Below are 14403 nucleotides of genomic sequence, written 5' to 3'. Positions count from 1 at the left end.
CGTTCGCGCGGGAGGGGCCCCCGCGCGTCGACTCAAAGTCATGACCGAGTACACCTAGGCGCCCGAGCCCTGGGCGTGCGCCGTCCGCGCCGCCTCGATCGCCGCCGCCAGCTGCTCCGGCTCCCGCGTGGACAGGTACAGGTACGGCGTCGGGTCCGCGGGGTCGGTGACCTCCACCCGCAGGGCCCCCGGGATGTAGGCGCGCAGCAGCAGGAACGCGCGCGTGTCGGCCTTGTACGTCCGCCAGGCGCGGGCCTCCTCCGCATCCAGCACCTGCGACGTGCCCAGTGCCGACACCGGGATCTTCGCCTCGCCCGCGATCAGCGAGTCACCCACCACACGGATGCGCGGGGACCCGTACGCGCTGGCGACCACCGCCGCCGCGGCCGTACCGCCGACCAGACCGCCGAGCAGCGGAAGCGTGCCGAACGGAAGCAGGATCAGGGCGAACGAGACGCCCACCAGGAAGCTGATGAACCACCACGAGCGCGGGGCGGTGAGGCGTTCTTCGTACGGGGTGGCGGAGAGCTGCATGACGCCAAGCTTGGCACGGGATCCTGGGGTGACGGGCGGACGGGTAAGGTCTGCGCCTGTGAGTGGTAGTTCCGCAAGCCTTCAGCCTCCTGCCGACGCCTCGAAACCGGTACGGCACCCCGACGCGCCCGCGCCCGGAGAACTCCTCGGTGCCCACTACGAACACTGTTTCGGTTGTGGCCCCGGGCAGGCGCACGGACTGCACCTGGAGGCACGGGCCGGCGAGGGCGTCTCGCTGACCGCCGAGTTCACCGTCCAGCCCGCCCACCAGGGCGCCCCGGGCCTCGCGCACGGCGGCGTGCTGGCCACGGCCCTGGACGAGACCCTCGGCTCGCTGAACTGGCTGCTGCGCACCATCGCCGTCACCGGCCGGCTGGAGACCGACTTCGCGCGGCCCGTCCCGGTGGGCACCACGCTCCACCTCGCGGCCGAGGTCACCGCCGTCGCCGGGCGGAAGATCTACTCCAGGGCCGTCGGGCGCATCGGCGGCCCCGACGGGCCCGTCGCCGTCCGCGCCGACGCCCTCTTCATCGAGGTGAAGGTCGACCACTTCGTCGACCACGGCCGCCAGGAGGAGATCCGGGCCGCCATGAACGACCCGGACCAGATCCGGCGCGCCCGCGCCTTCGAGGTGAACCCGTGAGCCCCAGCCCCCTCGACGTCCTGCTCCGGCGCGTCGACCCCGACGTACCGCTTCCGGCGTACGAGCATCCCGGTGACGCCGGGGCCGATCTGCGCACCACCGAGCGTTGCGAGCTGCAGCCCGGCGAGCGGGCGGTACTGCCCACGGGAGTGTCGATCGCCCTCCCGGAGGGGTACGCGGCCTTCGTGCACCCGCGATCCGGCCTCGCCGCCCGCTGCGGCGTCGCCCTCGTGAATGCCCCGGGGACGGTTGATGCCGGGTACCGTGGGGAGATCAAGGTGATCGTGGTGAATCTCGACCCGCGCGAGTCCGTGCGGTTCGAGCGCTTCGACCGGATTGCCCAACTGGTCGTCCAGCAGGTCGAGAGGGTCCGCTTCCAGGAGGTGGCGGAACTTCCCGGCTCGGCGCGGGCCGAAGGGGGCTTCGGGTCCACCGGTGGCCATGCCGCGGTGGGCGGCGAGAGCGGCACAAGCAGTCAGGCCGCCATAGGCGGTCCGACGGGTGGGAATCGATACGCTTCGGTCGTATCCGACCGGGAAGGACAGTGACGTGTTCGGACGTCGCAAGAAGAAGGGTGCCGCCGAGGACGCGGCCGGCGAGGCCGAGCAGGTCGTCGACAGCGTCGACACCGAGGCGGACGAGAACGAGGAGCCGGCCGAGCGCGTACGGCTGGAGCCCGGGCCCCGGCCCGAGGGGCCCTGGGACAGCGAAGAGGTGAGCGACCCGGGCGAGGGCCGCGTGGACCTCGGCGGGATGTTCATCCCGGGCGTCGACGGCATGGAACTGCGGGTCGAGGTCGCCGGTGACGCGATCGTCGCCGCGACGGTCGTGCTGCGCGACAGCGCGGTCCAGCTCCAGGCCTTCGCCGCGCCCAAGCGCGAGGGTATCTGGGGCGAGGTCCGCGAGGAGATCGGGGCCGGCATCACCCAGCAGGGTGGCATCGTCGACGAGGTCGAGGGCCCCCTCGGCTGGGAGCTGCGGGCCCAGGTGCCGGTGCAGCTGCCCGACGGCACCGGCGGCTTCCAGGTCGTGCGGTTCGTCGGCGTGGACGGCCCGCGCTGGTTCCTGCGCGGCGTGATCTCCGGCCAGGGCGCCGTGCAGCCGCAGGCCGCAGGGCTGCTGGAGCAGATCTTCCGCGACACGGTCGTGGTCCGCGGCGAGGGCCCGATGGCACCCCGCGACCCCATCGTCCTCAAGCTGCCCAACGACGCGCAGATGGTCCCCGAGGGCGTGCAGCAGGACGAGTCCCGCTTCTCGGGCGGCGTCGACCAACTGCAGCGTGGGCCGGAGATCACCGAAGTTCGCTGATCGCAGCAGTTCTCGTACGGGCCGCGCCCTTCCGGGCGCGGCCCGTTTCGTTCGCCATCAGAATTGCGTCAAAGACCCCCCTTGACCCGGCCCTCGTCCCCTTTGTCCGCATCGTTGGCCGTAAGGTCGACGCTGCGTAGGCAGCAGTCACCGGAAGACAATGGAGCCATGGCACGCGGCAAACTTCGGATCTACCTCGGCGCGGCACCGGGTGTGGGCAAGACCTACGCCATGCTCTCCGAGGCGCACCGCCGTGTGGAGCGTGGCACCGACTGCGTCGTGGCCTTCGTGGAACACCACGACCGGCCGCGCACCGAGGTGATGCTGCACGGACTGGAGCAGATCCGGCGCAAGAAGCTGGAGTACCGGGACGCCGTCTTCGACGAGATGGACGTCGACGCCGTGCTGCGCCGGGCGCCCGCCGTCGCCCTGGTGGACGAACTCGCCCACACCAATGTCCCCGGCTCGCGCAACGCCAAGCGCTGGCAGGACGTCGAGGAACTGCTCGCCGCCGGCATCGACGTGATCTCGACCGTCAACATCCAGCACCTGGAATCACTCGGCGACGTGGTCGAGTCGATCACCGGGGTGCGCCAGCGCGAGACCGTCCCGGACGAGGTCGTACGCCGGGCCGAGCAGATCGAGCTGGTCGACATGTCCCCGCAGGCCCTGCGCCGCCGGATGGCCCACGGCAACATCTACCAGCCCGACAAGGTCGACGCGGCCCTGTCCAACTACTTCCGCCCCGGAAACCTCACCGCCCTGCGGGAGCTGGCGCTGCTGTGGGTGGCCGACCGGGTCGACGAGTACCTCAACGCCTACCGCAGCGAGCACCGGGTCTCCAAGATCTGGGGTTCGCGCGAGCGGATCGTGGTCGGCCTGACCGGCGGCCCCGAGGGACGCACCCTGATACGCCGCGCCGCCCGGCTCGCCGAGAAGGGCGCCGGCGGCGAGGTGCTCGCCGTCTACATCGCCCGCAGCGACGGCCTGACCTCGGGCTCCCCGAAGGAGCTGGCCGTCCAGCGCACCCTCGTGGAGGACCTGGGCGGCACCTTCCACCATGTGATCGGCGACGACATACCGGCCGCCCTGCTCGACTTCGCGCGTGGCGTCAACGCCACCCAGATCGTCCTCGGCTCCTCGCGCCGCAAGGCATGGCAGTACGTCTTCGGGCCCGGCGTCGGCGCCACGGTCGCCCGGGAGTCCGGCCCCGACCTCGACGTGCACATCGTCACCCACGAGGAGGTCGCCAAGGGCCGCGGACTGCCCGTGACCCGGGGCGCCCGGCTCGGGCGGGCCCGGATCGTCTCGGGCTGGCTCGCCGGACTCGGCGGCCCGGCAGCGCTGGCGGTGCTGCTGAACAGCGTCGACGTCGGCCTCGCCAACGACATGCTGCTCTTCCTGACGGTCACGGTCGCGTCGGCCCTGCTCGGCGGCCTGCTGCCCGCCCTGGCCTCGGTGGCCTTCGGCTCGCTGCTGCTGAACTACTTCTACACACCGCCGCTGCACAAGTGGACCATCGCCGACCCCAAGAACATCGTCGCCATAGTGATCTTCCTGTGCGTCGCGGTGTCGGTGGCCTCGGTGGTGGACCTCGCCGCCCGGCGCACCCACCAGGCAGCCCGGCTGCGCGCCGAGTCGGAGATCCTCTCCTTCCTCGCCGGGAACGTGCTGCGCGGCGAGACCAGCCTGGAGGAACTGCTGGAGCGGGTCCGGGAGACCTTCGGCATGGAGTCCGCCGCGCTGCTGGAGCGGGCCGGCGACGTCGCGCCGTGGACCTGCGCCGGCCGTGCCGGGTTCGGGCGCCCGCTTCGGCGGCCCGAGGACGCCGACGTCGACATGCCCGTCGGCGACCACATGGCGCTCGCGCTCACCGGCCGGGTGCTGCCCGCCGAGGACCAGCGCGTGCTCGCGGCCTTCGCCGCGCAGGCCGCGGTCGCCCTGGACCGCAAGCGCCTTCAGGAGGAGGCCGACCAGGCCCGCACGCTCGCCGAGGGCAACCGCATCCGCACCGCCCTGCTCGCCGCCGTCAGCCACGACCTGCGCACCCCGCTGGCGGGCATCAAGGCCGCCGTCTCCTCGCTGCGCTCCGACGACGTGGCCTGGTCCGAGGAGGACCGGGCGGAGCTGCTGGAGGGCATCGAGGAGGGCGCCGACCGCCTCGACCACCTGGTCGGCAACCTCCTCGACATGTCCCGCCTCCAGACCGGCACGGTCACGCCGATCATCCGCGAGATCGACGTGGACGAGGTGGTCCCGATGGCCCTGGTCGGCGTGCCCGAGGACAGCGTCGAGCTGGAGGTCCCCGAGACGCTGCCGATGGTCGCGGTCGACCCCGGGCTGCTGGAGCGGTCCGTGGCCAACCTGGTCGAGAACGCCGTCAAGTACAGCCCGCGCGGACGGCGTGTGCTCGTCTCCGCGAGCGCGATAGCCGACCGCGTCGAGGTCCGTGTGGTGGACCGCGGGCCGGGCGTGCCGGACGGGGCGAAGGACCGGATATTCGAGCCCTTCCAGCGCTACGGCGACGCTCCGCGCGGCGCGGGCGTCGGGCTCGGGCTCGCCGTCGCCCGGGGCTTCGCGGAGGCCATGGGCGGCACCCTCAACGCAGAGGACACGCCGGGCGGGGGACTCACCATGGTCCTCAGCCTCCGCGCGGCAGGATCACGTCCAGGGGCCCTCCCGACGGGCCGGGACCTCGCAGAACCAGAAAGGCAGACCCTATGACCCGGGTGCTCGTGGTCGACGACGAGCCGCAGATCGTGCGCGCCCTCGTGATCAACCTCAAGGCGCGCAAGTACGAGGTCGACGCGGCTCCCGACGGCCGCACCGCCCTCGAACTCGCCGCCTCCCGCCACCCCGACGTCGTCGTGCTCGACCTGGGCCTGCCCGACATGGACGGCGTCGAGGTGATCAAGGGCCTGCGCGGCTGGACCCGCGTGCCCATCCTGGTGCTGTCCGCCCGGCACTCCTCCGACGAGAAGGTCGAGGCGCTCGACGCCGGCGCCGACGACTACGTCACCAAGCCCTTCGGCATGGACGAGCTGCTGGCCCGGCTGCGGGCCTCCGTGCGGCGGGCCGAACCGGTCGGGCCCGGCGAGGAGGACCTGACGACCGTGGAGACCGACGGCTTCACCGTCGACCTGGCCGCCAAGAAGGTCAACCGCGCCGGCAAGGACGTCCGGCTCACCCCGACCGAGTGGCATCTGCTGGAGGTGCTGGTCCGCAACACCGGCCGCCTGGTCAGCCAGCGGCAGCTGCTCCAGGAGGTGTGGGGGCCGTCGTACGGCACCGAGACCAACTACCTGCGCGTGTACATGGCCCAGCTGCGCCGCAAGCTGGAGACGGACCCGTCACACCCGAAGCACTTCATCACCGAGCCCGGGATGGGGTACCGGTTCGAGAAATGAGGCAGTCGAGAAGTGAGGCGGTCGTAGTGAGCGGGGCTACGGCGGTGTCGGTCCACCCCGGTACGCTTCAGGTATGAGTGCTGTTCCCCGTTCCGAAAAGCCGGCAGGCCGGTTCCGGCGCATGCTCGACCGGCTGTCCTCGTCGCAGGAGGACCTGGAGTCCGAGGAACTGCGGGAAGACGCCCACACCGCCGGCTGCACCAGGATCGGCGACTGCCAGGACCGGCAGATCGTCACCGTAACTGGTACCTTGCGCACGGTCACCCTGCGTCCGCGTGCCGGAGTCCCGGCCCTGGAGGCCGAGCTGTTCGACGGCTCCGCGGCGCTGGACGTGGTGTGGCTCGGCAGGCGTTCCATCGTGGGCATAGAACCGGGGCGCAAGCTGATCGCATCGGGCCGGATCTCGATGAGCCGGGGCCGCCGGGTGCTGTTCAACCCGAAATACGAACTGCGACCCCTCGGACGGGAGTAGCCGGTGACGTCCCTCGACAAGCCGACCGAAGACACCGGTCAGGCGCAGACCGACGACGCCCGGGCGGTGACCGAGGCCGCGCTGTTCGAGGCGTTCGGCGGGGTCCGCGGCATGGTCGAGACGGTCGTGCCGGGCCTGCTCTTCGTCGCGATCTTCACGATCGACAAGAACCTGCACGTGTCGGCCATCGCCGCGCTGATCGTCTCCCTGGTCCTGGTCGTGGTCCGGCTGGCCATGAAGGACACCGTCAAGCACGCCTTCAGCGGTGTCTTCGGCGTGGCCTTCGGCGTCGTCTTCGCGATGTTCACCGGCAACGCCAAGGACTTCTACCTCCCCGGCATGCTCTACACGCTGGGCCTGGCGCTGGCGTACATCGTCACGACCCTCGCCGGTGTGCCCCTGCTCGGCCTCATCCTGGGCCCGGTCTTCAAGGAGAACCTCTCCTGGCGCACCCGCAACCCCGGCCGCAAGAAGGCCTATGCGAAGGCCAGTTGGGCCTGGGGCCTGATCCTGCTCGCCAAGTGCGCGATCCTCTTCCCGCTGTACTGGTGGTCGGACACCACCAAGCTCGGCTGGATCCTGGTCGCCCTGAAGATCCCGCCCTTCCTGCTGGCCGTCTGGCTCACCTGGGTCTTCCTCGTGAAGGCCCCCGCGCCGATCGACGTGTTCGCGGAGATGGAGGCGGAGGAGCAGGCGGAGAAGGAGCGCAAGGCCGCACTGGCCGCCGAGGGCGGCGGCGACCAGGCGGGCGGACGGCACCGCCGGGACGCGTAGACGTCGGTCGTACCCAGCGGCCGTACGACAGCGGTCGTACGACGAAAAAGGGCGCCCCTGGCAGCAGGGGCGCCCTTCTCCTGTGCGGTCAGCTCTCTTCGCGCCGCACCGACAGCAGTTCCTCCAGCTGTTCCTCCCGGGCCTGAGCGGCCACGAAGAGGAGTTCGTCACCGGCCTCCAGGGAGTCCTCCCCGGACGGGGTCAGGACCCGGGTGCCGCGGATGATCGTGACCAGCGAGGTGTCCTCCGGCCACTGGACCTCGCCGACCTGGGTGCCGGCCAGGGCCGACTCCTCGGGCAGGGTCAGCTCGACGAGGTTGGCGTCGCCGTGGCTGAAGCGGAGCAGCCGGACCAGGTCGCCGACGCTCACCGCCTCCTCGACCAGGGCGGACATCAGACGCGGGGTGGAGACGGCCACGTCCACACCCCAGGCCTCGTTGAACAGCCACTCGTTCTTGGGGTTGTTGACGCGGGCGACGACGCGCGGGACGCCGTACTCCGTCTTGGCGAGCAGCGAGACCACCAGGTTGACCTTGTCGTCGCCGGTCGCGGCGATGACGACGTTGCAGCGCTGGAGCGCCGCCTCGTCCAGGGACGTGATCTCGCAGGCGTCGGCCAGCAGCCACTCCGCCTGCGGCACCCGCTCCACCGAGATGGCGGTCGGGGCCTTGTCGACGAGCAGGACCTCGTGGCCGTTCTCCAGCAGTTCGCCCGCGATCGAGCGGCCGACGGCGCCGGCTCCGGCAATGGCGACCCTCATCAGTGACCGCCCTCCTCTTCGGGGCCCTGGGCGAAGGCGGCTTCGACCTTGGCCACGTCGTCCGTCCGCATCATCACGTGCACGAGGTCGCCCTCCTGCAGCACGGTCTGCGAGCTCGGCAGGATCGCCTCGCCCAGGCGGGTCAGGAACGCCACGCGGACGCCCGTCTCCTCCTGGAGCCTGCTGATCTTGTGGCCGACCCACTTCGCCGACGCGTGCACCTCGGCGAGCTGCACGCCGCCGGTCGGGTCGCGCCACAGCGGCTCGGCGCCCGACGGCAGCAGCCGGCGCAGCATCTGGTCGGCGGTCCAGCGCACCGTGGCCACGGTGGGGATGCCCAGGCGCTGGTAGACCTCCGCGCGGCGGGGGTCGTAGATGCGGGCGGCCACGTTCTCGACGCCGAACATCTCGCGGGCCACGCGCGCGGAGATGATGTTGGAGTTGTCACCGCTGGAGACGGCGGCGAAGGCACCGGCCTCCTCGATGCCCGCCTCGCGCAGGGTGTCCTGGTCGAAGCCGACGCCGGTGACCCGGCGGCCCCCGAAACCGGGGCCCAGCCGACGGAAGGCGGTGGGGTCCTGGTCGATCACTGCGACCGTGTGGCCCTGTTGCTCCAGGGTCTGGGCGAGTGCGGAACCCACTCTTCCGCAGCCCATGATGACGATGTGCACGACCGTCCTTCCGGTGTCCAAAAGTTACTGCTCGGCCTCAGGGTCTCAGACCGACGCCCAAAGCTACACAGCGGCGCCGAGGGGTTGGCTACCCCCGTGCGGTCGGCAGGGCCGTGTACGACCTGTGTACGGGGTGATGATCAAGCACATACAGAGCGTTGATCATGGGTGTGCATGGTGTTGATCACGTGTGTGCGGAGTGTTGATCACGTGTACGCGCGTCAGCGCTCCGCGTCGGCGACCACCTGACGCGGACGCCGACGCGTGATGCTGCGCACGCTGCACAGGGTCAGGATTCCGACGCCGACGAGGGCGAGTGTCGCCCCGATCAGCTCCGCTACAGCGGGCATGGAACCTCCGAAGTGCGATGACGGGCGGGGTTTGCCATCTAGGCACGGGGAGCGCGCGGACCACGGAATCCGCAGTCGCGCGCTCCCGTGATTTCACTCGTGAGGCAGATCGATGACGCCGGGTGGGCGGCAGCCAGTTCGAACCCTTACGATCCTCTGTCGTGTCCAAACTGACCGACGTGCCCAAACGGATCCTGATCGGGCGCGCACTGCGCAGTGACCGGCTGGGCGAAACGCTCCTGCCGAAGCGCATCGCACTCCCCGTCTTCGCCTCCGACCCGCTCTCCTCCGTCGCCTACGCGCCCGGCGAGGTGCTGCTGGTCCTGTCCATCGCGGGCGTGTCGGCGTACCACTTCAGCCCCTGGATCGCGGTCGCGGTCGTGGTGCTGATGTTCACCGTGGTCGCCTCGTACCGGCAGAACGTCCACGCGTACCCGAGCGGCGGCGGCGACTACGAGGTCGCCACCACCAACCTGGGCCCCAAGGCGGGTCTGACCGTGGCCAGCGCCCTGCTCGTCGACTACGTCCTCACCGTCGCCGTGTCCATCGCCTCCGGCATCGAGAACCTCGGCTCCGCGGTGCCGTTCGTGGTGCAGCACAAGGTGCTGTGCGCGGTCGCCGTGATCGTGCTGCTGACGCTGATGAACCTGCGCGGCGTCAAGGAGTCCGGCAAGCTCTTCGCGATCCCGACGTACGTGTTCGTCGGCGGCGTCTTCGTGATGATCGCCTGGGGTGCCTTCCGCGGCCTGGTCCTCGGCGACGCCATGCGCGCCCCCACGGCCGACTTCCACATCAAGGCCGAACACCAGGGTCTGGCCGGCTTCGCGCTCGTCTTCCTGCTGCTGCGCGCCTTCTCCTCCGGCTGTGCCGCGCTCACCGGCGTGGAGGCCATCTCCAACGGCGTCCCGGCCTTCCGCAAGCCCAAGTCGAAGAACGCGGCGACGACCCTCGCGATGATGGGCCTGCTCGCCGTCACCATGTTCTGCGGCATCATCGCCCTCGCCATGACGACCAAGGTCCGCATGGCCGAGAACCCGGCCACCGACCTCATCCGGAACGGCGTGCCCCTCGGCTCCGGATACGTCCAGAACCCGGTGATCTCCCAGGTCGCCGAGGCGGTCTTCGGCAAGGGCAGCTTCCTGTTCGTGCTGCTGGCGGCGGCGACGGCGCTGGTGCTCTTCCTCGCGGCGAACACGGCGTACAACGGCTTCCCGCTGCTCGGCTCGATCCTCGCCCAGGACCGCTACCTCCCGCGCCAGCTGCACACCCGCGGCGACCGCCTCGCCTTCTCGAACGGCATCGTGCTGCTCGCGGGCGCGGCGAGCCTGCTGACGATCATCTACGGCGCGGACTCCACGCGGCTGATCCAGCTGTACATCGTCGGCGTGTTCGTGTCCTTCACGCTCAGCCAGACCGGCATGGTCCGGCACTGGAACCGCCACCTGGCGACCGAGACGGACGACGCCAAGCGCCGCCACATGATGCGCTCCCGCGCGATCAACGCCTTCGGTGCCTTCTTCACCGGCCTGGTGCTCGTCGTCGTCCTCGTCACCAAGTTCACGCACGGCGCCTGGGTCGCCCTGATGGGCATGTGCATCTTCTACGCGACGATGACCGCGATCCGCAGGCACTACGACCGCGTGGCCGAGGAGATCGCCGCCCCCGAGACCCCTGACGCCGACGACGACCTGACCCGCCCGTCGCGGGTGCGCTCGGTGGTGCTGATCTCGAAGATCCACCGTCCCACGCTGCGCGCCCTGGCCTACGCCCGGCTGATGCGCTCGGACACCCTGGAGGCGCTCACGGTCAACGTCGACGCGGCGGAGACCAAGGCGCTGCGCGAGGAGTGGGAGCGGCGCGGCATCGACGTGCCGCTGAAGGTCCTGGACTCGCCGTACCGCGAGGTCACGCGCCCGGTGATCGAGTACGTGAAGAGCCTGCGCGCGGAGTCGCCGCGGGACGCGGTGTCGGTGATCATCCCCGAGTACGTGGTCGGTCACTGGTACGAGCACCTGCTGCACAACCAGAGCGCCCTGCGCCTGAAGGGCCGCCTGCTCTTCACGCCCGGCGTGATGGTCACCTCCGTCCCGTACCAGCTGGCGTCCTCCGAGGCGGCCAAGCTGCGCGCCCGCAGGCGCCAGGAGTGGAGCGCGCCGGGCGCGGTGCGGCGGGGGCCGGCGGCGGAGCGGGCCAAGGCGACCTCGGCGGCGAAGGAGTCCCCGGCGGCGAAGGACTGAGGCGGCGTCGATGGCGTCGGCCGCCTCGGACCGAGGGGGAGCGGCGAGGCCGTAGACTGGTGGGCTGTTGTCCGGCCCACCCGTTTGCGGCCGCTTCCCCTTCTGGATCTGGAGTCACCCCGCCATGCAGGCAGAACCGACGAAGTCGCTGGTGGGCGAGGAGTACGAGGTCGAGATCGGCCCCGTCGCCCACGGCGGCCACTGCATCGCCCGCACGGCCGAGGGCCAGGTGCTGTTCGTCCGGCACACGCTGCCGGGCGAGCGGGTGCTGGCCCGGGTGACGGAGGGCGAGGAGGGCGCGCGTTTCCTGCGCGCGGACGCCGTCGAGATCCTGGAGCCCTCCAAGGACCGCGTCGAGGCCCCCTGCCCCTTCGCCGGCCCCGGCCGCTGCGGTGGCTGCGACTGGCAGCACGCCAAGCCGGGCGCCCAGCGCCGGCTGAAGGGCGAGGTGATCGCCGAGCAGCTCCAGCGGCTCGCGGGCCTCACGCCCGAGGAGGCCGGCTGGGACGGCACGGTGATGCCGGCGGAGGGCGACAAGCTGCCCGCGGGCGAGGTCCCGCAGTGGCGCACCCGCGTCCAGTACGCCGTGGACGCCGCGACGGGGCAGGCGGGCCTGCGCCGCCACCGCTCGCACGAGGTCGAGCACATCGACCACTGCATGATCGCGGCGGCCGGGGTGTCCGAGCTGGGCATCGAGCGGCGGGACTGGACCGGCATGGAGTCGGTCGAGGCCATCGCGGCGACGGGCTCCCAGGACCGCCAGGTCATCCTGACCCCGCGCCCGGGCGCCCGCCTCCCCCTGGTCGAACTGGACAAGCCGGTCTCGGTCCTGCGCGTCGACGAGAAGTCGGGGGGCGTGCACCGCGTCCACGGCCGCCCCTTCGTCCGCGAACGCGCGGACGGCCGTACCCACCGCGTCGGCAACGGCGGCTTCTGGCAGGTCCACCCGAAGGCGGCCGACACCCTGGTGACCGCCGTCATGCAGGGCCTGCTGCCCCGCAAGGGCGAGACGGCCCTGGACCTCTACTGCGGAGTGGGCCTGTTCGCGGGGGCGTTGGCCGACCGCCTCGGCGAGAAGGGCGCGGTCCTCGGCATCGAGTCCGGCAAACGAGCGGTCGAGGACGCCCGCCACAACCTCGCCGAGTTCCCCCGCGTCCGCGTCGAACAGGGCAAGGTCGAATCGGTCCTCCCGCGCACGGGCATCACCGAGGTCGACCTGATCGTCCTCGATCCCCCGCGCGCCGGCGCGGGCCGCGGTACGGTGGCCCACCTCACCTCCCTCGGCGCCCGCCGCATCGCCTACGTCGCCTGCGATCCCGCTGCGCTGGCCCGCGACCTGGGGTACTTCCGCGACGGCGGCTACCGGGTGCGGACGCTGCGGGCGTTCGATCTGTTTCCGATGACGCATCACGTGGAGTGCGTGGCGATCCTTGAGCCGGCCGCCAAGGGATCCTGAGCTGCGGCGGGCGCCGCCCCTGCGGGACGCGCCCGCCCGGTGGAGGGGCCGTGGCCACGAGAAGTGCGGTGAGTGCCGGGACGAGGGGCCGTGCGCGGGCGCCGCGGTGGGGCGGTGCGAGCAGGGCGGCGACCCTGCGGGGAACGGGGCCTGCGGTGACCGAGGGGCCGGTGAGGCGCAGCACCCCGTAGGGAGCACACGTCCGGACCGCTGTGCGCTGCCGGGCCAGTGCCGCCTTGCCGATCGTGCGGGCCACGCGGCGGCGGTCGCCATTGGCGAGAGCGGCTTCCTCGTCGCCCCAGCGTTCGACCGTGTAGGAGACGTGCCGGGCGAGCGGACGGAGCAGCGGGTTCGCGGTGGCGGCCAGCTGGGCGGTCATGACGAACCAGGGCGGTGAGGTCGGCAGCCAGCGAGGCCCGGGAGGTCAGTCGTCGTCGGGCAGCTCCGGGCCCAGCAGGCGGCGCAGCCGTTGCTCGTCGTCCGGGGACATCGTGGTGACGAAGCGGTTCAGCACGGCCTCGCGGTCGGGTTCGTCGGCGAGCAACTGGTGCAGGCGGCGGGAGGCCAGGCCGGGCTCGTCGTCGAGGGGCGCGTAGGCGTAGGCGCGGCCGCGGCGGGAGCGCCGTGGAAGTCCCTTGCCGTGCAGGCGGGACAGGGTCGTCACCACCGTGGTGCAGGCGAAGCCGCCGGTCAGGCGGGCCCGGACCTCGCCGGCCGCGAGGTCGCCGTGCGCTGCCCGGAGCGCCGAGAGGATCTCCGCCTCCAGCGCCCCGTTGGGGCGGCGGCCACCGGGGTCCCCGATGCCGAGCAGGGCTCTGCGGTCCACGCCGTGGTCACTCCCTTGCCCGTCCCGGAGTGGTCACGGCGTGACTACTGGCCGGTACGCAGGGCTGCGCCGAGCAGCGCCAGGACCTCGCGCAGGGTCTGCTCGAAGCACGGGCCGGGGTCGGTCAGCGCGAAGGCCAGGTGCCCGAACAGCTCCATCGACACCATGCCGTACAGGCGGGTCCAGGCAAGGACGAAGACGTAGAGGGCTTCCAGGGGCGGTTCCGAGCCGATGTGTTCGCGGACCTCCTCCAGTTGGGCGAGCCAGCGCGCATCGAGCGTGCCGGGTTCCGGCAGGGGCAGGGCGCCGGTCCGCCAGAACTCCATCACCAGGCCCACGAACACCCCGCCGAAGCGCCAGCCGGCCGCGTGGCAGGGGTCGCCCGGTGCGCAGTCCGCGTCGGACATGGGCTTGCTGAAGATGAGGGTGAACTCGGGCTTGTGGTGCAGCGCCCAGGTGCGCAGGGCACGAGCGGTCGCGGTGAACCGGGCCTGCGGTGACCGGTCGGGTGCCTGGTCGCGGGCGCGCGCGAGGTCGGCGGTGAGTTCGTCGTAGAGGAACGCCGTCAGCGCCTGGACCAGTTCGGTGAGGGTCGGGTACTGGCCCTCGCAGCCTTCGCCCCGGCACGACGCGGGGATGGCGGGGGCAGTCGAGGGCGACGGGGGCGCTGGAGCGGTCGGACGCTTCACCCATCCGAAAACGACCACCGGACATGGGGCCGATTCCCCGGTGCTGAGCAGCGGTCTCCCGCCACCGGCCGACGGCGGCGTCCGAGCGGCGGACGTCCGTCTAGGGTGAGCGGCGTGCGCGAGATCGCAGGCGTCAGGGCCATGCCCGGGGGGTGTACATATCCAGGTCCATGATCACGGATTCGTCGTCGCCTGCACCGCCCGGCCCCCACGGCGACACCGCATCAGCGAGCTACGCCACGAGCTGCACACGACCGGGGCCACCCCGCCGCCCGC

15 protein-coding genes are annotated in these 14403 nt (G+C 71.6%); 9 read left to right on the top strand and 6 right to left on the bottom strand.

Going from position 1 to position 14403, the window contains the following annotated elements; all coding sequences use genetic code 11:
- Positions 1-54: 54 nt before the first annotated feature.
- Positions 55-534 carry a DUF3093 domain-containing protein gene (locus ACZ4MF_RS14200; RefSeq protein ID WP_362822527.1) on the bottom strand — a complete coding sequence of 160 codons (480 nt, stop codon included), beginning with the start codon at positions 532-534 and terminating at the stop codon, positions 55-57.
- A 58-nt stretch (positions 535-592) separates the two neighbouring features.
- Here ACZ4MF_RS14200 and ACZ4MF_RS14195 point away from each other — a divergent pair, with 58 nt between their 5' ends.
- The 7 genes from ACZ4MF_RS14195 to ACZ4MF_RS14165 all read left to right on the top strand — a co-directional run bounded on the left by ACZ4MF_RS14195 (position 593) and on the right by ACZ4MF_RS14165 (position 7138).
- Positions 593-1177, top strand: coding sequence for a PaaI family thioesterase (locus ACZ4MF_RS14195; RefSeq protein WP_362822528.1), 585 nt, complete (start codon positions 593-595; stop codon positions 1175-1177).
- Complete coding sequence (gene dut, locus ACZ4MF_RS14190) at positions 1174-1725, top strand: dUTP diphosphatase (RefSeq protein ID WP_467492277.1); 552 nt, start codon at positions 1174-1176, stop codon at positions 1723-1725. The genes ACZ4MF_RS14195 and dut overlap by 4 nt, the downstream gene beginning before the upstream one ends.
- Before the next feature lies 1 nt (position 1726).
- The gene (locus ACZ4MF_RS14185) at positions 1727-2485 is read left to right on the top strand and encodes a DUF3710 domain-containing protein (RefSeq protein WP_071374222.1); all 759 of its coding nucleotides are present in this window, start codon (positions 1727-1729) and stop codon (positions 2483-2485) included.
- Positions 2486-2653: 168 nt separating this feature from the next.
- A complete protein-coding gene (locus tag ACZ4MF_RS14180) occupies positions 2654-5209 on the top strand; it encodes an ATP-binding protein (RefSeq protein WP_467492276.1) in 2556 nt (851 codons plus the stop codon).
- Positions 5206-5892, top strand: coding sequence for a response regulator (locus ACZ4MF_RS14175; RefSeq protein WP_467492275.1), 687 nt, complete (start codon positions 5206-5208; stop codon positions 5890-5892). Before ACZ4MF_RS14180 ends, ACZ4MF_RS14175 begins: the two co-directional genes overlap by 4 nt.
- Before the next feature lie 73 nt (positions 5893-5965).
- Positions 5966-6364, top strand: coding sequence for an OB-fold nucleic acid binding domain-containing protein (locus tag ACZ4MF_RS14170; protein ID WP_467492274.1), 399 nt, complete (start codon positions 5966-5968; stop codon positions 6362-6364).
- Between the two features lie 3 nt (positions 6365-6367).
- On the top strand, positions 6368-7138 hold the full coding sequence (locus ACZ4MF_RS14165) for a DUF3159 domain-containing protein (protein ID WP_467492273.1): 771 nt from the start codon (positions 6368-6370) through the stop codon (positions 7136-7138).
- A gap of 88 nt (positions 7139-7226) precedes the next feature.
- Here the strand turns inward: ACZ4MF_RS14165 and ACZ4MF_RS14160 are convergent, their stop codons facing one another.
- The 3 genes from ACZ4MF_RS14160 to ACZ4MF_RS14150 all read right to left on the bottom strand — a co-directional run bounded on the left by ACZ4MF_RS14160 (position 7227) and on the right by ACZ4MF_RS14150 (position 8919).
- On the bottom strand, positions 7227-7898 hold the full coding sequence (locus ACZ4MF_RS14160) for a potassium channel family protein (RefSeq protein WP_356021491.1): 672 nt from the start codon (positions 7896-7898) through the stop codon (positions 7227-7229).
- The gene (locus tag ACZ4MF_RS14155; protein WP_356021493.1) at positions 7898-8569 is read right to left on the bottom strand and encodes a potassium channel family protein; all 672 of its coding nucleotides are present in this window, start codon (positions 8567-8569) and stop codon (positions 7898-7900) included. The genes ACZ4MF_RS14160 and ACZ4MF_RS14155 overlap by 1 nt, the downstream gene beginning before the upstream one ends.
- A gap of 221 nt (positions 8570-8790) precedes the next feature.
- Positions 8791-8919 (bottom strand): hypothetical protein, encoded by a 129-nt coding sequence (locus tag ACZ4MF_RS14150; RefSeq protein WP_256256021.1) that lies wholly within the window; start codon positions 8917-8919, stop codon positions 8791-8793.
- 161 nt (positions 8920-9080) lie between these two features.
- Between ACZ4MF_RS14150 and ACZ4MF_RS14145 the strand changes: the two genes are divergently transcribed.
- On the top strand, positions 9081-11156 hold the full coding sequence (locus tag ACZ4MF_RS14145) for an APC family permease (protein ID WP_467492272.1): 2076 nt from the start codon (positions 9081-9083) through the stop codon (positions 11154-11156).
- Between the two features lie 124 nt (positions 11157-11280).
- Positions 11281-12612 carry a class I SAM-dependent RNA methyltransferase gene (locus tag ACZ4MF_RS14140; RefSeq protein WP_467492271.1) on the top strand — a complete coding sequence of 444 codons (1332 nt, stop codon included), beginning with the start codon at positions 11281-11283 and terminating at the stop codon, positions 12610-12612.
- Between the two features lie 424 nt (positions 12613-13036).
- On the opposite strand, the gene ACZ4MF_RS14135 is transcribed toward ACZ4MF_RS14140, so the two are convergent.
- Both ACZ4MF_RS14135 and ACZ4MF_RS14130 read right to left on the bottom strand, forming a co-directional pair.
- On the bottom strand, positions 13037-13438 hold the full coding sequence (locus tag ACZ4MF_RS14135; RefSeq protein ID WP_467492270.1) for a BlaI/MecI/CopY family transcriptional regulator: 402 nt from the start codon (positions 13436-13438) through the stop codon (positions 13037-13039).
- A 44-nt stretch (positions 13439-13482) separates the two neighbouring features.
- Positions 13483-14127: a TetR-like C-terminal domain-containing protein gene (locus tag ACZ4MF_RS14130; protein WP_467492269.1), complete on the bottom strand. Its 645-nt coding sequence runs from the start codon at positions 14125-14127 to the stop codon at positions 13483-13485.
- Positions 14128-14403 lie beyond the last annotated feature (276 nt).

Source organism: Streptomyces sp. NPDC025793 (assembly GCF_055558375.1).
Note: the sequence above shows the minus strand (reverse complement) of the source record. Positions and strands in the feature narration are given on the sequence as shown.

Bases quoted from the DNA above. Each gene is read 5' to 3' on its own strand.
- ACZ4MF_RS14140 (WP_467492271.1), top strand. From the start codon at position 11,281: ATGCAGGCAGAACCGACGAAGTCGCTGGTGGGCGAGGAGTACGAGGTC.
- ACZ4MF_RS14160 (WP_356021491.1), bottom strand. From the start codon at position 7,898: ATGAGGGTCGCCATTGCCGGAGCCGGCGCCGTCGGCCGCTCGATCGCG.
- ACZ4MF_RS14175 (WP_467492275.1), top strand. From the start codon at position 5,206: ATGACCCGGGTGCTCGTGGTCGACGACGAGCCGCAGATCGTGCGCGCC.
- ACZ4MF_RS14200 (WP_362822527.1), bottom strand. From the start codon at position 534: ATGCAGCTCTCCGCCACCCCGTACGAAGAACGCCTCACCGCCCCGCGC.
- ACZ4MF_RS14180 (WP_467492276.1), top strand. From the start codon at position 2,654: ATGGCACGCGGCAAACTTCGGATCTACCTCGGCGCGGCACCGGGTGTG.
- ACZ4MF_RS14170 (WP_467492274.1), top strand. From the start codon at position 5,966: ATGAGTGCTGTTCCCCGTTCCGAAAAGCCGGCAGGCCGGTTCCGGCGC.
- ACZ4MF_RS14150 (WP_256256021.1), bottom strand. From the start codon at position 8,919: ATGCCCGCTGTAGCGGAGCTGATCGGGGCGACACTCGCCCTCGTCGGC.